18 protein-coding genes are annotated in these 19,521 nt (G+C 72.8%); 9 read left to right on the top strand and 9 right to left on the bottom strand.

The window, feature by feature from the left end; all coding sequences use genetic code 11:
- Nucleotides 1-48: 48 nt before the first annotated feature.
- Complete coding sequence (locus tag BCAV_RS15420) at nucleotides 49-1,215, bottom strand: glutamate--cysteine ligase (RefSeq protein WP_015883545.1); 1,167 nt, start codon at nucleotides 1,213-1,215, stop codon at nucleotides 49-51.
- On the bottom strand, nucleotides 1,215-2,417 hold the full coding sequence (locus BCAV_RS15415; protein WP_015883544.1) for a class I SAM-dependent methyltransferase: 1,203 nt from the start codon (nucleotides 2,415-2,417) through the stop codon (nucleotides 1,215-1,217). Before BCAV_RS15415 ends, BCAV_RS15420 begins: the two co-directional genes overlap by 1 nt.
- 114 nt (nucleotides 2,418-2,531) lie before the next feature.
- Here BCAV_RS15415 and BCAV_RS23000 point away from each other — a divergent pair, with 114 nt between their 5' ends.
- Together BCAV_RS23000 and groES are read left to right on the top strand one after the other, a co-directional pair.
- Nucleotides 2,532-3,458 (top strand): hypothetical protein, encoded by a 927-nt coding sequence (locus tag BCAV_RS23000; RefSeq protein WP_015883543.1) that lies wholly within the window; start codon nucleotides 2,532-2,534, stop codon nucleotides 3,456-3,458.
- Between the two features lie 191 nt (nucleotides 3,459-3,649).
- Nucleotides 3,650-3,946, top strand: a complete 297-nt coding sequence (gene groES / locus BCAV_RS15405) for a co-chaperone GroES (RefSeq protein ID WP_015883542.1) — start codon at nucleotides 3,650-3,652, stop codon at nucleotides 3,944-3,946.
- Nucleotides 3,947-4,084: 138 nt separating this feature from the next.
- Here the strand turns inward: groES and BCAV_RS15400 are convergent, their stop codons facing one another.
- Nucleotides 4,085-4,384, bottom strand: coding sequence for a WhiB family transcriptional regulator (locus BCAV_RS15400; RefSeq protein ID WP_015883541.1), 300 nt, complete (start codon nucleotides 4,382-4,384; stop codon nucleotides 4,085-4,087).
- Between the two features lie 183 nt (nucleotides 4,385-4,567).
- Here BCAV_RS15400 and BCAV_RS23225 point away from each other — a divergent pair, with 183 nt between their 5' ends.
- Entirely contained in the window at nucleotides 4,568-5,602 is a 1,035-nt protein-coding gene (locus tag BCAV_RS23225; RefSeq protein ID WP_015883540.1) for a MerR family transcriptional regulator, read from the top strand.
- Nucleotides 5,603-5,606: 4 nt separating this feature from the next.
- Complete coding sequence (guaB, locus tag BCAV_RS15390) at nucleotides 5,607-7,124, top strand: IMP dehydrogenase (RefSeq protein ID WP_015883539.1); 1,518 nt, start codon at nucleotides 5,607-5,609, stop codon at nucleotides 7,122-7,124.
- Between the two features lie 69 nt (nucleotides 7,125-7,193).
- Here guaB and BCAV_RS15385 read toward each other — a convergent pair whose 3' ends face one another.
- Nucleotides 7,194-8,033, bottom strand: a complete 840-nt coding sequence (locus tag BCAV_RS15385; RefSeq protein WP_144016796.1) for an exonuclease domain-containing protein — start codon at nucleotides 8,031-8,033, stop codon at nucleotides 7,194-7,196.
- A gap of 67 nt (nucleotides 8,034-8,100) precedes the next feature.
- On the opposite strand from BCAV_RS15385, the gene BCAV_RS15380 reads away from it, so the two are divergent.
- From BCAV_RS15380 to BCAV_RS15365, 4 genes are all read left to right on the top strand, one after another.
- Nucleotides 8,101-9,225, top strand: a complete 1,125-nt coding sequence (locus BCAV_RS15380; RefSeq protein ID WP_015883537.1) for a GuaB3 family IMP dehydrogenase-related protein — start codon at nucleotides 8,101-8,103, stop codon at nucleotides 9,223-9,225.
- A complete protein-coding gene (locus tag BCAV_RS15375) occupies nucleotides 9,222-9,662 on the top strand; it encodes a GNAT family acetyltransferase (RefSeq protein ID WP_015883536.1) in 441 nt (146 codons plus the stop codon). The genes BCAV_RS15380 and BCAV_RS15375 overlap by 4 nt, the downstream gene beginning before the upstream one ends.
- Before the next feature lie 88 nt (nucleotides 9,663-9,750).
- A complete protein-coding gene (locus tag BCAV_RS15370; RefSeq protein WP_015883535.1) occupies nucleotides 9,751-11,148 on the top strand; it encodes a class II fumarate hydratase in 1,398 nt (465 codons plus the stop codon).
- A 58-nt stretch (nucleotides 11,149-11,206) separates the two neighbouring features.
- A complete protein-coding gene (locus BCAV_RS15365; protein ID WP_015883534.1) occupies nucleotides 11,207-11,665 on the top strand; it encodes a GNAT family N-acetyltransferase in 459 nt (152 codons plus the stop codon).
- 35 nt (nucleotides 11,666-11,700) lie between these two features.
- On the opposite strand, the gene BCAV_RS15360 is transcribed toward BCAV_RS15365, so the two are convergent.
- Genes BCAV_RS15360 through BCAV_RS15350 form a run of 3 tightly spaced genes read right to left on the bottom strand, consistent with a single transcriptional unit; the run spans nucleotide 11,701 to nucleotide 17,501 of the window.
- Nucleotides 11,701-12,924, bottom strand: a complete 1,224-nt coding sequence (locus tag BCAV_RS15360) for an acetate/propionate family kinase (RefSeq protein WP_015883533.1) — start codon at nucleotides 12,922-12,924, stop codon at nucleotides 11,701-11,703.
- Complete coding sequence (gene pta / locus BCAV_RS15355; protein ID WP_015883532.1) at nucleotides 12,921-15,026, bottom strand: phosphate acetyltransferase; 2,106 nt, start codon at nucleotides 15,024-15,026, stop codon at nucleotides 12,921-12,923. Before pta ends, BCAV_RS15360 begins: the two co-directional genes overlap by 4 nt.
- Nucleotides 15,027-17,501, bottom strand: coding sequence for a phosphoketolase family protein (locus BCAV_RS15350; RefSeq protein WP_015883531.1), 2,475 nt, complete (start codon nucleotides 17,499-17,501; stop codon nucleotides 15,027-15,029).
- A 108-nt stretch (nucleotides 17,502-17,609) separates the two neighbouring features.
- Between BCAV_RS15350 and BCAV_RS15345 the strand changes: the two genes are divergently transcribed.
- Nucleotides 17,610-18,398 carry an SURF1 family protein gene (locus BCAV_RS15345; RefSeq protein WP_050761749.1) on the top strand — a complete coding sequence of 263 codons (789 nt, stop codon included), beginning with the start codon at nucleotides 17,610-17,612 and terminating at the stop codon, nucleotides 18,396-18,398.
- 13 nt (nucleotides 18,399-18,411) lie between these two features.
- Here the strand turns inward: BCAV_RS15345 and BCAV_RS15340 are convergent, their stop codons facing one another.
- Complete coding sequence (locus BCAV_RS15340; RefSeq protein ID WP_015883529.1) at nucleotides 18,412-18,975, bottom strand: PadR family transcriptional regulator; 564 nt, start codon at nucleotides 18,973-18,975, stop codon at nucleotides 18,412-18,414.
- 94 nt (nucleotides 18,976-19,069) lie between these two features.
- Nucleotides 19,070-19,447, bottom strand: a complete 378-nt coding sequence (locus BCAV_RS15335; RefSeq protein WP_015883528.1) for a VOC family protein — start codon at nucleotides 19,445-19,447, stop codon at nucleotides 19,070-19,072.
- Between the last annotated feature and the right edge of the window lie 74 nt (nucleotides 19,448-19,521).

Genomic DNA, 19,521 nt, shown 5'->3' with positions numbered 1-19,521 from the left:
CCTGGCCGCGTGGCCGAGGGCGCGCGTGCGGGCGTGGAAGCCCCGGCGTCAGGACGTCCGAGTGCCGGGCGCCGGCCGCCCGGCCCGCATCTCCCGCACGAGGAGGTCGACGACGGCGTCCAGCTCGCCGCCAGCCCGCTCCGCCGCGGCCCGCTGGCGCTGGTAGGAGGCGCCGTCGCGGAGGATGGCGCGGACGTCGTCGAGCTCGGCGGAGCACCCCAGGCGCTCCGCGACGGGTTCCAGCACCTGGAGCCAGTCGTGCACGGAGTCGGTCACGAGCCGCTCGTCGCCGTCGGCGTCGAGGATGAGGATCGCGTCCATGCCGTAGCGCGCGGAGCGCCACTTGTTCTCCTGCACGAACCACGGAGGCATCGCGGGGAGCTGCTCCCCGGCGTCGAGCATCGAGGAGAAGTGCTCCACGAGGCAGTGCGTGAACGCCGACAGGGCCAGCAGCTCGCCGAGGGTCGGGGTCCCGTCGCACACCCGCACCTCGAGCGTGCCGAGCCGCGGCGACGGCCGGATGTCCCACCGGATCTCGGTGACGTCGTCGATCACGCCCGTGTGCAGCATGTCGCCCACGTACTGCTCGAGCTCGGCCCACTCGGTGAACGCGAACGGCAGGCCCGCCGTCGGCAGCTGCTGGAACATCAGTGCCCGGTTCGACGCGTACCCGGTGTCCTTCCCGCCCCAGAACGGCGACGACGCCGACAGGGACTGCAGGTGCGGCGCCACCGTGAGCATCGCGCGGGCGATCGGCAGCACCTTGGAGCGGTCCTCGATGCCGACGTGCGTGTGGACGCCGTAGATGAGCATCTGGCGGCCCCACCACTGCGTCCGGTCGATGAGCGTCGCGTACCGCTCCTTGTTCGTGACCTTCTGCTGGGTCCACCGGGCGAACGGGTGGCTGCCGGCGCACATGAGCTCGACACGGAGGGGGTCGGTGACCTCGCGGATCGCGTCGATCGCGCGCTCGAGGTCGCGGCCCGCGTCCGCCACCGTGCGCTGGACGCCGGACACCACCTCGACGGTGTTGAGCAGCAGCTCTTGCTTGATCAGCGGGTGCTCCTCCGCGCCGTCGGGCCGGACGGCGTCGAGCACGGTCTGGGCGACCTGCCGCAGGTCGCCCGAGTCGGCGTCGACGAGCGCGAGCTCCCACTCGATCCCGACGCTCGAGCGCTCCGAGTGCGCGAACTCCAGCTCGCGGCGGGCGGCCATCAGCCGTCCCGGCCGAGTCGTTCGAGCACGAGGACACGCGGCGCGCCGCCGATCCGCGTGAGAGCCACCGTCGCGGAGGCGCGTCCGCGCAGCTGCAGCTGGGAGCGCAGCTGTTCGGGGACGACGGCCGTGCCACGCTTCTTGATCTCCAGCGTGCCGACGTCGCGCTCCCGCAGGTAGGCCCGCAGCCGCTTGAGCGAGAACGCGAACTCGTCGAGCACCCGGAAGCCGTGCGCGAACGGCGTCGGGTGGGCCAGCGACGTCGTCACGTAGGCGATCCGCGGGTCGAGGAGGTGCCCGTCCAGGTCGCGCGCGAGGTCGGCGACGAGGCCCGCACGGATCACGGCGCCGTCCGGCTCGTAGAGGTACTCGGCGACCGGCCCGCTCGGCGCCGTGACGACCGGCGACGACGGCGTCCCCTCCTGGGCGAGGACGGCCGCGTCGTCGCCGGTCACCACGAGCGCGCTGCGCCCGGGCCCCTCAGGGGCGAGCGGACCGAACCACAGGTCGGCCTCCAGCACGGTGCCGTCGACGCTGACCCACTGGGCGTGGGCGTCGTCCGGGACGTCGCCGTGAGCGATCGCGGGGCCGAGCTTGAGGCCGAGCGCCGGCACGCTCTCGCGCAGGGCGAGCAGGCGTTCGACCGACGGCGAGTAGGAGCGGAGATCCCGCAGCCGCGCGCCGGCGGAGGTGCGCCGGGCGGGGTCGGCCCAGATGCCGTCGACGCCCGAGAGGTCCGCCTCGAACGCGTCGCCGTGACGCACCTCGGCCTCCGGGAGCTGCCGCAGGTTCACCGTGGCGATCGCCGCCGTCATCTCGTCGGCCTCGACGGCGAGCACGCGGAGCTCGAGCCCGGCGAGTGCCATCGCGTCGCCCCCGATCCCGCAGCCCAGGTCGGCGACGTACGACAGTCCGGCGTCGAGGTACCGCCGCGCGTGCCGCACCGCCACGGACAGCCGCGTCGCCTGCTCGAGGCCGTCCGGCGTGAAGAGCATCGACGACGCGAACTCCCCGAACTTGCTCGTCGCCCTGGCGCGCAGCCGCGACTGCGTGAGCGCCGCGGCGACGAGCCCGGGGTCGAGCCCTTGCGCGCGGAGGGCCTCACCGAGGTGCATGGCCGTCCCCTCGTCGTACGGGGGGAGGCCGTCGAGCAGCGCCCACCCCGGCGGGGTGAGCAGCTGGGCGAACGACTCCGGATCCACGCCTCGATCCTGCCAGGCCGACGGCCGTCCCGGATCGGCAGGCCGTTCGTGGCAGGCTGTGTGGGACGAGGCCGGCACCGACCGGTCGGGACGACACGCCAGGGGGACTCCCGCATGGGACGACGACCGTCCACTCGTCTCCGCGCCCGGACGACGGCGCTCGTCGCCGCCGCGACGCTGCTCGGCTCGCTCGCCGCATGCTCCGGAGGCGACGATCCGGAGGCCACCGAGCCGCCGTCGTCGTCCTCGCCCACTCCCACGCCCAGCCCGGAGCCCACGGCCGACCCCGGCGCGATCCGCGACGCGGACCTGGCGAACACGACGTGGTCGCTCGATCAGTCGCCGCTCGCCTGGCCGCTGAACCCTCCCGCGGAGGTCGCGCTCGCCGACGGCGCCGGCACGGTCGAGGGCTGGAGCTACGAGGCGCGCGAGGTCGTCTACGCGGACGCGGACGGCGACGGCGACGAGGACGCCCTCGCCTCCCTCTTCATCATGATGGGCAACGAGACGGCGACCCAGTGGTACGCGTGGGAGTGGGACGCCGAGGCTGAGCAGGCGGTCCAGCTCGTGGACGTCGTCGCCCAGGCAGGCATGTGCCACGACGCCGTGAGCTCGGTCGCGCCCGCCAACGGCGGGTTCTCGATCGCCGAGTCCCTCACCGAGAGCTGGAACGTCCTGAACTGTGAGGATCCCGGCTCTCTCGACCGCTCGCGGGTCGTGGGCATCGCCGAGGGTGTCCCCGTGCGGATCGACGGCCCCGGTGGGTGGGGTGGCGTGTGCGGGTTCCCGGCGTCGGAGATCATGCGCGACGCCGCGGCGGGGGAGCAGGCGCCGGACGGCGTGGCCGCCGTGCCCGGCGGTGCGCTCGCCGCGGAGGCCGGCGAGCTCACGGGCCTGGTGGTGCTCGGCGCGGAACCGTCCGGAGGCGCGGCGATCGAGCGGGACGGCTGGAACCAGGTGGGCTACGCGGTCGACGGCGTCCCGGGTTCCGACCAGCAGCGGCTGTGGCCGTGCGGTTGGGTCCAGCTCGCCGGCGGCTGACGACGAGCTCGTTGGCACTCGCCTTGACCGAGTGCTAATCGGATGCCTAGATTTGTCGCGGAGCCGGGCTCGCCCGGCACCGGTCGCAACGGATCCGCGGACCGCCCGACCCCCGCGACGGCGGGTGGTGGTGTGGATGCGATGTGGCCCCACCTAGTCCACCTCTGACTCATGCGAAGGGGAGGTCCGCAGTGTCGGTCTCCATCAAGCCGCTCGAGGACCGGATCGTCGTCAAGACGCTCGAGGCCGAGCAGACCACGGCATCCGGCCTGGTCATCCCTGACACCGCCAAGGAGAAGCCCCAGGAGGGCGAGGTCCTGGCGATCGGCCCCGGCCGTGTCGACGACAACGGCAACCGGGTCCCGGTCGACGTCGCGGTCGGCGACGTCGTCATCTACAGCAAGTACGGCGGCACCGAGGTGAAGTACGCCGGTCAGGAGTACCTCATCCTGTCGGCGCGCGACGTCCTCGCCGTCGTCCAGAAGTGACGCGCACGCACTGAGGCGCAGTCTCACGCACGAAGCCCCGGCCCTCCACGGAGGACCGGGGCTTCGTCGTTCCCGAGGGTGCGCGACCGGCGGCTCTGCTCGGTCGACGGCGGTGCTCGGCCCGCGCCGGGTGGCTCGTCAGCTCGCGGCGGGCATCTCCCCGGCGATGCCGGCGAGGAACGTCACGCGCTCGTCCTCGCTCATGCCGCCCCAGACCCCGTACGGCTCGCGGACCCGCAACGCGTGCTCCCGGCACTGCTGCAGCACCGGGCACGCGGCGCAGATCGCCTTGGCGGCGGCGTCCCGTCGGCGACGTGCAGAGCCTCGCTCGCCCTCGGGGTGGAAGAACAACGAGGGCTCGGCCTCGCGGCACGAGCCCTGGTACTGCCACTCCCACAGGTCCATCACTGGCCCGGGCAGTCGCGACAGCTCCGCCATGGTCGATCAGCTCCTTCGGTCGCCCCAATCCGTTCGATCACCCTACAAACGCGTCACAAGTTGTTCAACCCCCTTGTTCAGGACTTCTGCATCGGGATGTTCAGCAGTGATGCACGTGGAGTGGTGACCGCTCGGCCCACAGGGCAGAATCAACCGGTCAGGCCCACCACGGACGGAGACGGTGTGAAGCCGGTGGAGGCACCGACGCACCCGGGCGAGCGAGGCGGGCGGCCAGACCTCACTGCCGGGGCGGATGCGCCCCTCACGGTCGCTGCCGTCGCGGCTCGGCTCGGCGTCGCGGCGTCGACCCTGCGCACCTGGGACCGCCGCTACGGACTCGGCCCGTCCCGCCGGGAGGCGGGCAGCCACCGGCGGTACACCCCGGACGACGTCGCCCGGCTCGAGACCATGCGCGCGCTGACGCTGCGCGGCGTCGCGCCCGCCGACGCGGCACGTATCGCCTCGCAGAGCGCGCCGTCGTCGCTGGTGCATCAACCGAGCGGAGGAGACCTGCTCGACCCTCTCTCGCTCGCGGCGGCGGCGATCGAGTCGGACGAGCTGCGGTTGCGGCGCGTCCTGCTCCGGGCCGCCCGGACGAACGGGATGGTGGCGGCGTTCTCCGAGCTGGTCGAACCCGCGGTCGACATCCTCGCCCGCCGCGACCGCGCCGACGCTCCCGGGCGTGCGCCCGAGGCCGTGCTCGCCGCGGCCGTGCTCGCCGTCGCGCGCGAGCTCACCACCACCCCACCCGCGTCCGACGCGCCACGGGTGCTGCTGTACGCCCGCGCCGCGGACACCCTCGCGGCACACTCGCTCGCCACCGGCCTGGCGACGATCGGCGCCCGCTGCCGCATCCTGCGGCCGAACCGGGCGGAGGAGAGCGCGCGCCGCGCCGTCGACGCCGTGGCATCGGCGGACCCGGACGTGCTCGTCGTGCTCGGGCGCGCCCCCGGGGCGGAGAGCCTCGTGGCCGACGTCCACGCGGAGGGTCTCGCGCAGGTGGTCTGCGTCGGTCCGCGATCGCCGGACATCTGGCTTCCGGGGGTCCACCGCGTGCGGACGCTGGCTGCGGCGGTGCACGAGATCGGCGATCTGCTGGTCGCCTCCCAGCGGGGCGCGGAGGCCTCGAAACGGCCGGGCGTCCCCGCCTCCGACGGCGGCGTTGACGGTGGTGCCGCCCGCCCCGCCGGGACGGCACCCGGAGCCGACGTAGACTGAGGGCGTGCTCGAGTCGGTCACCCCCGCCCATGACCCGTTCGGCTTCACCGGCCTCACCTACGACGACGTCCTGCTGCTCCCCGGCTACTCGGACCTGGCGCCGTCGGACATCGACACGACGTCGCGCCTGACGCGGGAGATCTCGCTGCGCGTGCCGCTCGTCTCCGCCGCGATGGACACCGTCACGGAGTCGCGCATGGCCATCGCCATGGCGCGGCAGGGCGGCATCGGCGTGCTCCACCGCAACCTGTCGATCGAGGACCAGGCGTACCAGGTCGACCTGGTCAAGCGCACCCAGACCGGGATCATCTCCAACCCGGTGACGATCGGGCCGGACGCGACGCTCGAGGAGCTCGACACGCTCGCCGGCGAGTACCGCATCTCCGGCTTCCCGGTGCTCGACGCCGAGGGTCGCCTCATCGGCATCGTCACCAACCGCGACCTGCGCTTCACACCGGTCGCCGAGTGGGCCGGGACCAAGGTCTCCGAGGTCATGACACCGGCCCCGCTCATCACCGGCCCGGCGGGCATCACCCGCGAGGAGGCCACCGGCCTGCTCCGCAAGCACAAGCTCGAGCGGCTGCCGCTCGTCGACGACGGCGGTCGGCTCGCCGGCCTCATCACCGTCAAGGACTTCGTCAAGTCCGAGCAGTTCCCGAACGCCTCGAAGGACGGACAAGGACGCCTGCTCGTCGGGGCGGCGATCGGCTACTTCGGCGACGCGTGGAAGCGGGCGACGACGCTCGTCGAGGCCGGCGTCGACGTGCTGGTGGCCGACACGGCGCACGGCAACGTGCGCATGCTCATCGAGATGGTGCAGCGGCTCAAGAGCGACCCGGCGACGCGCGACGTCCAGGTCATCGGGGGCAACGTCGCGACGCGCGAGGGGGCGCAGTCGTTCGTCGACGCCGGCGCCGACGGCATCAAGGTCGGCGTGGGCCCGGGCTCGATCTGCACGACCCGCGTCGTCACCGGCGTCGGCGTCCCGCAGATCACCGCCGTGTACGAGGCGTCCCTGTCCGCACGCGCGGCCGGGGTCCCCGTGATCGCCGACGGCGGCATGCGCCACTCGGGCGAGATCGGCAAGGCGATCGTCGCGGGCGCGGAGGCGGTCATGCTCGGCTCGATGCTCGCCGGCACCGAGGAGGCGCCCGGCGACACGATCCTCGTCAGCGGCAAGCAGTACAAGGCCTATCGCGGCATGGGCTCCATGGGGGCGATGTCCTCCCGCGGCAAGAAGTCCTACTCCAAGGACCGGTACTTCCAGGCTGAGGTCACCGACGACGACATGATCGTGCCCGAGGGGATCGAGGGCCAGGTGCCGTACAAGGGCACGCTCCAGGCAGTGGCCCACCAGCTCGTCGGCGGCCTGCACCAGTCGATGTTCTACGTCGGTGCCCGGACGATCCCCGAGCTGCAGTCGAAGGGGCGCTTCGTCCGGATCACGTCGGCCTCGCTCACCGAGAGCCACCCGCACGACGTCCAGATGATCGCCGACTCGCCGAACTACACCCGGCGCTGAGGGCGGGCCTTCGGGCCGGGCTGCGCTCCGCTCGCCCGAGCCTCCCAGCGGCCGAGCGGGAGCCGGCGCTCAGCTCGCCCGCGGCTCCTGCATCGGCGGCTCGGCGCGCCGGGGCGCCGGCGCCGTGAGCCCGATCGAGCGCGCGAGCGCCGCCTCGCGAGCCGCGGCGACGATCGCCTCGATCTCCTCCGACGGCGGTGCGAACGGGTCGTGGTACGGCCAGGTGGTCTCCGCGCCCGGGTGGTCGAATCCCTGCTCCCGGAGCCAGCGGTTGAACCCGAGCGCCCAGCCACGGTGGGCGCGGATCTGGCGCGCGTGCATCTGGGGCAGCGGGACCTCGGCGAGCTCCGGGAAGCGGCCCACGAGCGCCCGGAGGACGTCCAGGGTCGCCGTCACGTCGACGTCCGCCGCGTGCAGCTCACCGGTGCTCACCCCGTAGAGCGCCGCGAGATCGACGAGCTTGCGCTTGCCGGGGCGGAACCGGTCGAGCGCTCTGTCGAGCACCAGGGGGTCGAGGACGGCGTCGGGCCGCCGGCCGAGCCGCTCGTGCAACGTCGGGAGGTGATGGCGGACGAGCTCGTGCTCGAGGATCGTCAGGTCGTAGGAGGCGTTGAACGCGACGACGGCCGCGCCGTCGGCGATCGCGGCGGCCAGCGCGGCGGCGATCTCCTCCAGCGCCTCCGCCGGCGGACGGCCGAGCCGGCGAGCGTGCTCGGTGGTGACGCCGTGGATGGCGCTCGCCGCCTCGGGGATCTCGACGCCGGGATCGATGATCCACGTGCGTTCCTGAGGAAGGCCCTGCAGCCCGTGCCGCACCACGAGGGCCGCGGTGACGATGCGGTCGTGCGCGACGTCGACACCGGTGGTCTCGGTGTCGAAGCCCACGAGCGGTCCGTCGGTCCAGCGCATGTGAGCGAGCATCGCAGAGGCCTCCGACATCGCACGTCCGACTCCCCGGGTGGCATAGCCTTGCCGGGTGACGAACGAGATCGAGATCGGCCGGGGCAAGCGCGGCCGCCGGGCGTACTCCTTCGACGACATCGCCGTCGTCCCGAGCCGTCGCACCCGCGATCCCGAGGACGTGTCCGTCGGCTGGCAGATCGATGCCTACCACGTCGACCTGCCCCTCCTGGCCGCGCCGATGGACTCCGTCATGAGCCCCGCGACGGCGATCCGCCTCGGTGAGCTCGGCGGCATCGGCGTGCTCGACCTCGAGGGTGTGTGGACCCGGTACGAGGACCCGGAGCCCCTCCTCGAGGAGATCGCGAACCTCCCCGCGGGCGATGCCACGCGGCGCATGCAGGAGATCTACGCCGCGCCGGTCATCCCCGAGCTCATCACCGAGCGGCTCGGCGAGATCCGCCGCGGCGGGGTGACGGTGGCCGGCGCCCTCTCGCCGCAGCGCACGCAGCAGCTGTGGCGCGCGGTGGTGGCGGCCGGCGTCGACCTCTTCGTCATCAGGGGCACCACCGTGTCCGCCGAGCACGTCTCCAGCGCGGCGGAGCCGCTCAACCTCAAGCGCTTCATCTACGAGCTCGACGTCCCGGTGATCGTCGGCGGCGCAGCCACGTACACGGCCGCGCTCCACCTCATGCGCACGGGCGCCGCGGGCGTCCTCGTCGGGTTCGGCGGCGGGGCCGCGCACACGACCCGCGTGAGCCTCGGCATCCACGCCCCCATGGCGAGCGCCGTCGCCGACGTCGCAGCGGCCCGGCGGGACTACCTCGACGAGTCCGGTGGCCGGTACGTGCACGTGATCGCCGACGGCGGCGTCGGTCGCAGCGGCGACCTCGTCAAGGCGGTGGCGTGCGGCGCCGACGCCGTCATGCTCGGTGCGGCGCTGGCGCGCGGCGTCGAGGCGCCCGGCAAGGGCTGGCACTGGGGGAGCGAGGCGCACCACCCGGAGCTGCCCCGCGGCGAGCGCGTGCGGGTCGGCACGGTCGGCACGCTGGAGGAGATCCTGCACGGCCCGGGTGGGCGCGCCGACGGCACGCTCAACCTCGTGGGCGCGCTGCGGCGCGCGATGGCGACCACCGGCTACTCCGACGTCAAGGAGTTCCAGCGCGTCGAGGTCGTCGTCTCGCCGTACACCCCGCGGTGAGCGCGGCGCCGGGGACGGCGATCCGGCCCGCCGCCGCGGCGGAGGCGGACGCCGTCGTCGCCCTCTGGCGCTCGGCCGGGCTGACCCGGCCGTGGAACGACCCGCGCACGGACTTCACGGGCGCCCTCGGATCGCCGACGTCGACGGTCCTCGTGGCCGACGACGGCGCCGGGCTGGTTGGGTCGGTGATGGCGGGTTTCGACGGCCACCGCGGGTGGATCTACTACCTCGCGACGTCGCCGGCCGCGCGGGGCCGGGGCATCGCCCGTGCCCTCGTGGCAGCCGCGGAGCAGTGGCTCGCGGAGCTCGGAGCGAGGAAGGTCCAGATCATGGTGCGCACGGGCAACCCCGCGGAGTCGCTGTACCCGCACCTCGGGTACGAGCGGCAGGAGACCACGGTCTGGGGTCGGTGGCTCGAGGAGGGCTCCGGCGCCTGACCCGGGGACGCCGCCCGCGGTCTTGGGGAGGCTGCTGCCGGTGGGATACTGGCCGACGCAGGAGTTCGCCGTCGACCACGGAGCAGTGATGACCGACCAGGCCGAGTACCGCATCGAGCACGACACGATGGGGGAGGTCAAGGTTCCGAAGGATGCGGCCTACGCGGCACAGACGCAGCGCGCCGTCGAGAACTTCCCCATCTCCGGCACTCGGCTCGCGCGCCACCACATCGCGGCGCTCGCCCAGATCAAGAAGGCCGCGGCGCGGGCCAACGCCGAGCTCGGGGTGCTCGACGCCGACGTGGCGGCCGCCATCACCGCCGCTGCCGACGCCGTCGTCGCCGGTGACTACGACGCGGACTTCCCGATCGACGTCTTCCAGACCGGCTCCGGCACGTCGTCGAACATGAACACCAACGAGGTGCTCGCGACACTCGCGACCCGCACGCTCGGCCGCCCCGTGCACCCGAACGACCACGTCAACGCGTCGCAGTCGAGCAACGACGTCTTCCCCTCGTCGATCCACGTCGCGGCGCTGGGCGCCGTCACGCACGAGCTCCTGCCGGCCCTCGAGGTCCTGGCCGCGTCGCTGGAGACGAAGGCCGCGGAGTTCTCCGGCGTCGTCAAGGCGGGCCGCACGCACCTCATGGATGCGACGCCGGTGACGCTCGGCCAGGAGTTCGGCGGCTACGCCGCCCAGGTGCGGCACGGGATCGCCCGGGTGCGCGGCACGCTCGACCGGCTCGCGGAGCTCCCGCTCGGCGGGACCGCCGTCGGCACCGGCATCAACACGCCGGCCGGCTTCCCGCAGCGCGTGATCGCGCTCGTGGCCGAGCAGACCGGGCTGCCGGTCGTCGAGGCGAGCGACCACTTCGAGGCGCAGGGTGCGATGGACTCGTTCGTCGAGACGTCGGGCCAGCTGCGCACGCTCGCCGTCTCCCTCGTGAAGATCTGCAACGACCTGCGCTGGATGGGCTCGGGACCGCGCGCCGGGCTCGGCGAGATCGCCCTGCCCGACCTCCAGCCGGGCTCCTCCATCATGCCAGGCAAGGTGAACCCCGTGCTCCCCGAGGCCACGCTCATGGTGTGCGCCCAGGTGATCGGGAACGACGCCGCGATCGCGTTCGCGGGGGCGTCCGGCTCGTTCGAGCTCAACGTCATGCTCCCGGTCATGGCGCGCAACCTGCTCGAGTCGATCACCCTCCTCGCGAACACCTCGCGGCTGCTGGCGACCCGGTGCATCGACGGGATCACCGCGAACGTCGAGCGGTGCCTCGAGCTCGCGGAGTCCTCGCCGTCGATCGTCACGCCGCTCAACCGGCTCATCGGCTACGAGGCTGCGGCGAAGATCGCCAAGCACTCGGTGGCACAGGGGACGACCGTCCGTCAGGCGGCGATCGACCTCGGCTACGTCGCGCGGGGCGAGGTGACCGAGGAGCAGCTCGACGCCGCCCTCGACGTCACCACCATGACCGGCCAGGGCTGAGCTCCGTCAGCGAGGTGCGCGGGCGAAAAGCCCTCGACGCCGGGGATACGTTCGGCGCATGACCGCGGATCCGTTCGTCCCGGACGCCTTCACGCCACCGACGACGCTCGTCACCGACTCCTTCCGGCTCGAACCGCTGGGGCCGCGGAACAACGCCGCCGACCTCGCGGCGTGGACCTCCAGCATCGAGCACATCCGCACCACCCCCGGGTTCCCGGACGGCCGCTGGCCGCCGCCGGACGGGATGACCCCCGAGGCCAACCTCGCCGACCTCACGCGCCACGCTGCCGACTTCGCGGCCCGCAGGGGCTTCACGTTCACGGTGCTCGACCCCGCCGACGGCGACGTCATCGGCTGCGTCTACCTGTACCCGACGAGGTCCGAGGAGTTCGACGTCAGCGTGCAGTCGTGGGTGCGCGCGGATCACGCCGAGCTCGACACGCCGCTCGCCGACGCCGTCTCCGCGTGGATCGACGCCGACTGGCCGTGGGAGCGCCAGGACCGCTACGGCCGCTGACGCCAGGGCGCCGCGCAGAGGCGGGCGCGCGATGCCTAGCCGATGGCTGCGAGCGCCTGCCGCGCGATCGCGAGCTCCTCGTTCGTCGGCACGACCATGACGATCGTCGACGTCCAGTCCGGCGAGATGACCGTCGGCTGACCCGCGGCGCGCGCGTTGCGCTCGTCGTCGACGGCGAGCCCGAGCGGCTCCAGCCCGGCGATGACGCGCGCACGCACGGCGGCGTCGTTCTCCCCGACGCCCGCCGTGAACGCGACGACGTCCACGCGTCCGAGCACCGCGTGGTACGCCCCGATGTACTTCTTCAGCCGGTGCACGTACACGTCGAGGGCCAGCGCCGCGGCGGGATCCCCGGCCGCGACCATGCGGTGCAGCTCGCGGAAGTCGTTCTGCCCCGTGAAGCCCTTGATGCCGGAGCGGCGGTTGAGCAGGTCGTCGACGTCGTCGATCGACATGCCGGCGTTGCGGGCGAGGTGGAAGACGACGGCGGGGTCGACGTCGCCGCTCCGCGTCCCCATCACGAGCCCCTCGAGCGGGGTGAGGCCCATCGACGTCTCGACGGCGACGCCGCCCCGCACCGCCGACGCCGACGCCCCGTTCCCGAGGTGCAGCACGATCTGGTTGAGCTCCTCGAGACGCCGCCCGAGCGTGCGCGCGACCTTGCCCGAGACGTACTGGTGGGACGTGCCGTGGAAGCCGTACCGCCGGATGCCGTGACGCTGCGCGACGTCGGCGTCGATCGCGTACGTCGCCGCCGCCTCGGGCAGCGTGTGGAAGAACGCGGTGTCGAACACCGCCACGTGCGGCACGTCGGGCAACAGCTCGCGTGCCACCTCGATCCCGCGCAGGTTCGCCGGGTTGTGCAGCGGCGCGAGGGGAGCGAGCGAGTCGATGGCGTGCTCGACGTCGTCGTCCACGACGGTCGGGCGCGAGAAGCGCGTCCCGCCGTGCACCACCCGGTGCCCGACCGCGACGACGCCGGCCTCGGCCAGCCGTGGCCCGACCTCGTCGAACAGGCCGAGCACCGCTCGCAGGGCCTCCCCGTGGTCGGCGACCGGCTCCGCACGCGAGGTGGTGTTGCCGGCGAACGTGTGCCGGATGTCGCTCGAGGATCCCTCCCCGATGCGCTCGACGATCCCGGACGCGACCGCCTCCCCGCCGGACGGGTTGACGAGCTGGTACTTGAGCGAGCTCGACCCCGAGTTGAGGACGAGGACGGCGTCGTGCGCGCCGAACGCCGTGTGCGGACCCGCGCTCACGCGCTGCCTCCCGAGCTCTCGTCGCTGCCCCGGTCGGCAGCGCCCTCTGCTGCCTGGGCCTGGATCGCCGTGATGGCCACGGTGTTGACGATGTCCTTGACGGTCGCTCCTCGGGAGAGGTCGTTGACGGGCTTCGCCAGGCCCTGCAGGACCGGCCCGACGGCGACGGCCCCGGCACTGCGCTGCACCGCCTTGTACGTGTTGTTGCCCGTGTTGAGGTCGGGGAAGATCAGCACGGTCGCCTGACCGGCGACAGCGGACCCGGGCATCTTCGAGGCCGCCACCCCGGCGTCGACAGCCGCGTCGTACTGGATCGGCCCCTCGACCACCAGCTGGGGCGCCCGCTCGCGCACGAGCCCGGTCGCGGAGCGCACCTTGTCCACCTCCGCGCCGGTCCCGGACTCGCCGGTCGAGTACGACAGCATCGCGATGAGCGGGCTCACGCCGAACTGCTGCGCCGTGTCCGCCGAGGAGATGGCGATGTCCGCGAGCTGGGTCGCGTCCGGGTCCGGGTTCACGGCGCAGTCGGCGTACACGAGCACCCGGTCCGCGAGGCACATGAAGAAGCAGCTCGACACGATGTCCACGCCCGGCGCCGTCTTGATGATCTCGAACGACGGCTTGATGGTGTGCGCCGTGGTGTGCTGCGCGCCGGACACCATGCCGTCGGCCCGCTTCGTGTGCACCATGAGCGTGCCGAAGTAGGAGACGTCACTCACGATCTCCCTTGCCCGGTCGGGCGTCATCCCCTTGTGGGCGCGCACCCGGGCGTACTCGGCGGCGAACTCCTCCAGCAGGTCGGACGTCGCGGGGTCCAGCACGTCCGCCGCCTCGATGTCGAGCCCGAGCTCGGCGGCCCGGGACCGTACGGCGGACTCGACGCCGAGGATCGTCAGGTCGGCGACGCCGCGCGCGAGGAGCGTGCTGGCGGCACGCAGGATGCGGTCGTCACCGCCCTCGGGCAGGACGATGTGCCGTCGGTGCGACCGGGCCCGCTCGATGAGCGTGTGCTCGAACATGAGCGGCGTGACGACGTCGGTCGCGGGCAGGTCGAGCGCCGACACGATCGCGTCGCCGTCGACGTGCGTCTCGAACAGCGACCGCGCGACGTCGATCTTCCGCTGCGACCCCGTGCTGAGGAGCCCGCGCACCCCGGCGGCCGCGCTCGCGGCCGCGAACGTGCCGAGCTGCGTGGTCACCACCGGCAGCCGCTGCCCGAGGCCCTCGACGAGCCGGCCGACCTGCGCGGACGGCTCGAAGCCGCCGTTGAGGACGATCGCGGCGAGCGTCGGGAAGCCGTCCGCCGCGTGGGCGCTCATCAGCGCGAGGATCGCGTCCGACCGGTCGGCCGGGGTGATCACGACCGACCCCTCGACGATCCGGTCGAGCAGGTGGTCGATGCCCATGGCGCCGACGACGATGTGCTCGGCCTCGCGGTCGAGGAGCTGCTCGTCGCCGCTCCGCAACGACCCGTCGAGCGCCGTCATGAGGTCGCGCACGCTCGGCGCCGCGAGCAGCGGGGTGTCCGGCAGCACCCACACCGGCCCCACGCTCATCAGAGCGGCACGGACGTCGTCCATGTCGGCCTCGGCGGACCGGTTGACGACGACGGCGCCCACCGCCGCGTGGCGGCTGCGGATCTCCGCCACCGACACGTCGACGACCTGCCGGACGTCGTCGGGAGTGCGGTCCAGGGCTCGCACCACGAGGACGACGGCGGCGCCCAGGTTCGCGGCGACGCGGGCGTTGAAGCTGAGCTCGGTGGGGCCGACGACGTCGGTGTAGTCCGACCCCACCACGACGACCACCTCGCACCGGGCGTCGACCTGCCGGAACCGCGTGACGATCGTGTCGAGCGCGGCGTCGGGGTCCGCGTGGACCTCGTCGTACGTCACGCCCACGCACTCGTCGTACGTGAGGTCGACGCCGTCGTGCGCGAGCAGCAGCTCGAGCACGGTGTCGCGCTGGCCGCCGCCGCGGATCACCGGGCGGAACACCCCCACCCTGCTGACGCGCCGCACGAACAGGTCGAGGAGGCCCAGCGCGATGGCGGACTTGCCCGTGTGACCCTCGGGCGAGGTCACGTAGAAGTTGCGCGACATCTACTCGTTGTCCCCGCCCGTGTCGAGCGCGGCGGCCGCCTCCTGGCCCACGGCGTCGCCGGCGTCCGGCCACACCCAGTCCCGCACCTCCGGGATGTCCTCCCCGTGCTCGCGCGTGTACTGGCGCGCCGCGAGCCGCGCGTCGACCATCCGCTGCCGCAGCCCCGCGTACTGCGAGCCGAGCCCGGGCACGCGGTCGATGACGTCGATGACGAGGTGATAGCGGTCCAGGTCGTTGAGCATGACCATGTCGAACGGCGTCGTCGTCGTGCCCTCCTCCTTGTACCCGCGGACGTGGATGTTCGCGTGGCCCGCCCGCCGGTACGTGAGGCGGTGGATGAGCCACGGGTAGCCGTGGTAGGCGAAGACGACGGGCTTGTCGTCGGTGAACAGACCGTCGAAGTCCCGGTCCGACAGTCCGTGCGGGTGCTCCCGCTCGTCCTGCAGCCGCATGAGGTCCACGACGTTGACGACACGCACCTTGAGGTCCGGGATGTTCCGGCGCAGCAGGTCGGCGGCGGCCAGCGTCTCGAGGGTCGGCACGTCGCCGGCGCAGCCCAGCACCACGTCCGGGTCCTCGCCGTCGACCTCCGTGCCTGCCCACTCCCAGATCCCGAGCCCGCGGGTGCAGTGGGCGACCGCCTGCTCCATCGTGAGGAACTGCGGCGCGGGCTGCTTCCCGGCGACGACGACGTTGACGTAGTCGCGACTGCGGAGGCAGTGGTCGTACGTGCTCAGCAGCGTGTTCGCGTCCGGCGGCAGGTAGACGCGCACGATCTCGGCCTTCTTGTTCATCACGTGGTCGATGAACCCGGGGTCCTGGTGGCTGAAGCCGTTGTGGTCCTGGCGCCACACATGGCTCGAGAGCAGGTAGTTGAGCGACGGGATCGGCCGACGCCACGGGATGCGCTGCGTCACCTTGAGCCACTTCGCGTGCTGGTTGAACATCGAGTCGACGATGTGGATGAACGCCTCGTAGCTGGTGAACAGGCCGTGCCGTCCGGTCAGCAGATACCCCTCGAGCCAGCCCTGGCACTGGTGCTCGGACAGCATCTCCATGACGCGACCCTCGGGGGCCAGGTGGTCGTCGTCGTCGATCGGGCGGTACTCCGCGTTCCACTGCTTGCTCGTGGTGTCGTAGACGGCGGAGAGCCGGTTCGACGCCGTCTCGTCCGGTCCGAAGATGCGGAAGTTGTCGGGGTTGGCGCGGATGACCTCCCGCAGCCACTCGCCGAGGACCTTCGTCGCCTCGGCGATGGCGCCGCCCGGCGTCGGGACGTCGACGGCGAACCCGCGGAAGTCGGGCAGGCGGAGGTCACGGGTGAGCAGGCCGCCGTTGGCGTGCGGGTTCGCACCCATCCGGCGCTCACCGTGCGGGGCGAGCTGCGCGATGTCCGGCTCCAGTCGCCCGGTGGCGTCGAACAGCTCCTCCGCCCGGTACGACTCGAGCCAGCCGCGCAGCACGTCGAGGTGCTCCGGCGTGTCCCGTGCGTTCGCGAGCGGCACTTGGTGCGCCCGCCAGGAGCCCTCGGTCTGCTTGCCGTCGATCTCGGGCGGGCAGGTCCAGCCCTTCGGGGTGCGGAAGATGATCATCGGCCAGCGCGGACGGGTCAGGTCACCGGCACGCGCGCGTTCCTTGATCCTGGCGATGTCGTCGAGCACCTCGTCCAGCAGCGTCGCGAACCGCGCGTGCGCCGTGAGGTGGTCCTCGTCGTCGAACCCGCCGACGAACAGGTACGGCTCGTGGCCGTACCCCCGCATGAGGGCGACGAGCTCGTCGTCGGTGATCCGGTCGAGGACCGTCGGGTTCGCGATCTTGAAGCCGTTGAGGTGCAGGACGGGCAGGACGACGCCGTCGCGCGCCGGGTTGACGAACTTGTTGGAGTGCCAGCTGGTGGCGAGCGGGCCGGTCTCGGCCTCGCCGTCGCCGACGACGGCGAGCACCAGCAGCTCGGGGTTGTCGAACACGGCACCGTAGGCGTGGGAGAGCGCGTAGCCGAGCTCGCCGCCCTCGTGGATCGAACCCGGCGTCTCGGGGGCGACGTGGCTGGGCACGCCACCGGGGAAGGAGAACTGCCGGAAGAGCTGGCGCAGCCCCTCCTCGTCCGGGGTGATGTGGGAGTACACCTCGCTGTACGTGCCATCGAGGTAGGTGTTCGCCACGAGGCCCGGCCCGCCGTGGCCCGGCCCGGCGATGTAGATGGCGTCGAGGTCGCGCTCGACGATCGCGCGGTTCGTGTGCGCGTACAGGAAGTTCAGGCCGGGGGTCGTGCCCCAGTGACCGAGGAGCCGGGGCTTGACGTCGTCCCGCGTGAGCGGCGTGCGCAGCAGGGGGTTCGCGAGCAGGTAGATCTGGCCCACCGACAGGTAGTTCGCCGCGCGCCACCAGCGGTCGACGCGCTCCAGAGTCTCCTCGCTCACACCCTCGCCCGAGCCGAGCCGCCACGCGGTGGCGGGATCCGCCGTCGTCGTCATGCCGTCCTCCGATGTCGTCGAGTGACCGGGTCCCAGCCTGCCCTGCGGGATGGACTGCCGCGAGCCCTGAAGGTCCTGGGTGAGCGCTGCCCCACGTACGCTAGCTGGGTGAGCTCGACGCGCGGTTCGGGGGTTGCCGACTTCCTGTCGGCGGCCCGGACGCCGCGCATGCTGGCGCTCCTCGCGCTGTTCCTCGTGGCCGCCCTGGTGTGCGGACGGCTCGGCGCGTGGCAGCTCGACCGGGCGCGGCAGTCCGCCGAGATGGCGCAGGAGATCGCCGACGCCGCCGAGGCGAACGCGGCGCCCGTCCCGCTGGACGACGTCACCCGGCCGGGTGAGCCGGTGCTGGCCACGATGATCGGGGTGCGGGTCGACGTCACCGGGACGTTCGACGCCGCTGAGCAGCTGTTCGTCCCGGGCGTCGAGCGCGACGGTCGTTCCGGGTACCTGGTGCTGGCTCCGCTCGTGGTGGAGTCCTCGGACGCGCTGGTCACCGTGGTGCGTGGCTGGGTGGCCTCGCCCGAGGACGCCGGGCAGCTCCCCGAGGGCGAGGTGTCGATCGTCGGGCAGCTCGGTTCGGGCGAGGCGTACGAACCGGGGGAGCGGGGGGACGGCGAGGTGCTGTCGGTCAGCCCGGCTCAGCTGGCGAACACGTGGGGCGTGCCGATGTACGGGATGTACGTCGTGGCGCAGGAGACGTCCCCGGCGCCGGCCGCCGCGGTCCTGGTGGGGCCGCCGCCCCCGCCCGCCGAGGGTGGTGGCGGGCTGAACTGGCGCAACATCGCCTACGCCGCCGAGTGGTGGGTGTTCGGTGGCTTCGCCGTGCTGCTGTGGGTGCGGCTCGTGCGCGACGAGGTGCGGCACCGGCGCGAGGACGACGGCGCCGCCCTCGCGTGACGTCCCTGCGCGGTCAGCGCTCGTCGGCCATGGTGAAGGCCCCCGCCTCCAGCCGTTCGAGCAGTCGGCGCGTCCAGTCCGCCCGGCTGGCGGCCTCGTGGAGCCACAGCCCGAGCACGGCGCCGATCGGACCCCACTCCTGGGCCTCCAGGTCGGCCGGCGCCGCGTCGGCGATCGTCGCGTGCCAGGCGTCGAGGGCCTCGACGCGACGCCGCAGGAGTGTCACTGCCTCCTCCCGAGGCAGGTCGTCGATGAGGCCGACGGCGGCGGAGAGCTGATCGAGGCGCGGGTCACGGCTCGCGAGTGCCCCGCGCAGGAGCTCGAGGTAGGTGCTGTCGCCGTCGGGAGTCAGCTCGTACTCGACCCGCGGAGGCCCGCCCGCTTCGCTCGGTGCGACGTCGTGCGCCAGCAGGAGCCCGTCGCGGGCGAGGATCCCGAGGGCGTGGTAGACGGACCCGGAGCGGGCGGTCGACCACTCGTGAGCACCCCACGACTCCAGGTCCGCACGGACCTGGTAGCCGTGGGCGCGTCCCCGGCGCCGGACAGCGCCGAGCGTCAGGAGGCGGATCGTCGACACGGGATCATCCTGCCCGACGGCGGCGCGCACGCGGTTGGCCGGCCGAGCGGGGTCGGCCAACCGCGCGACGGGTGCGGGAGTCTGCCGGCGCGGCTCACGGCGTCGTCGTGCTGACCCACCACAGCGCACCGAACGCGATGAAGCCGCCCATGCCGCCCATGTCCTCCGACACCGGGACGACCACCTGGCCGCCGGCCGCCGTGGCGCGCTCGAGCGTCGCGGTCGGGTCCGGCACCGTGACCCAGAGCTGGAGGTGCGCGGGTTCGACGGGGAGCTCCTGGCACTGACTGCCGTCCGCGCCGCCGTCGGCGAAGAACAGGCTCCCGTCGCCGAGGCGAGCCTCGCCGTGGGTGACGCGCTCCGGGTCGGAGTCGAGCGGGACGCGGGCGAGGATCTCCGCGTCGAAGACGTTCTCGACGAACGCGATGAGCTCGGTGGCCTTCGGGACCATGAGGTACGGGGTCACGGACATGGGTGCGCTCCTTCTGGGTGGGCGCCGCGCGGCGCGGCTAGCCAAACTAGGCTAGAGCTACTAGCCGAGTTTGG

It is taken from the genome of Beutenbergia cavernae DSM 12333 (assembly GCF_000023105.1).
Taxonomy (GTDB): domain Bacteria; phylum Actinomycetota; class Actinomycetes; order Actinomycetales; family Beutenbergiaceae; genus Beutenbergia; species Beutenbergia cavernae.
This window is presented reverse-complemented; position numbering and strand designations above follow the sequence as displayed.

Coding starts and splice junctions, on each gene's coding strand:
- BCAV_RS15370 (WP_015883535.1), top strand. CDS start 9,751: ATGACCGACCAGGCCGAGTACCGCATCGAGCACGACACGATGGGGGAG.
- BCAV_RS15350 (WP_015883531.1), bottom strand. CDS start 17,501: ATGACGACGACGGCGGATCCCGCCACCGCGTGGCGGCTCGGCTCGGGC.
- BCAV_RS23000 (WP_015883543.1), top strand. CDS start 2,532: ATGGGACGACGACCGTCCACTCGTCTCCGCGCCCGGACGACGGCGCTC.
- BCAV_RS15365 (WP_015883534.1), top strand. CDS start 11,207: ATGACCGCGGATCCGTTCGTCCCGGACGCCTTCACGCCACCGACGACG.
- BCAV_RS15335 (WP_015883528.1), bottom strand. CDS start 19,447: ATGTCCGTGACCCCGTACCTCATGGTCCCGAAGGCCACCGAGCTCATC.
- pta (WP_015883532.1), bottom strand. CDS start 15,026: ATGTCGCGCAACTTCTACGTGACCTCGCCCGAGGGTCACACGGGCAAG.
- BCAV_RS15420 (WP_015883545.1), bottom strand. CDS start 1,215: ATGGCCGCCCGCCGCGAGCTGGAGTTCGCGCACTCGGAGCGCTCGAGC.
- BCAV_RS15385 (WP_144016796.1), bottom strand. CDS start 8,033: ATGCGCTGGACCGACGGACCGCTCGTGGGCTTCGACACCGAGACCACC.
- BCAV_RS15400 (WP_015883541.1), bottom strand. CDS start 4,384: ATGGCGGAGCTGTCGCGACTGCCCGGGCCAGTGATGGACCTGTGGGAG.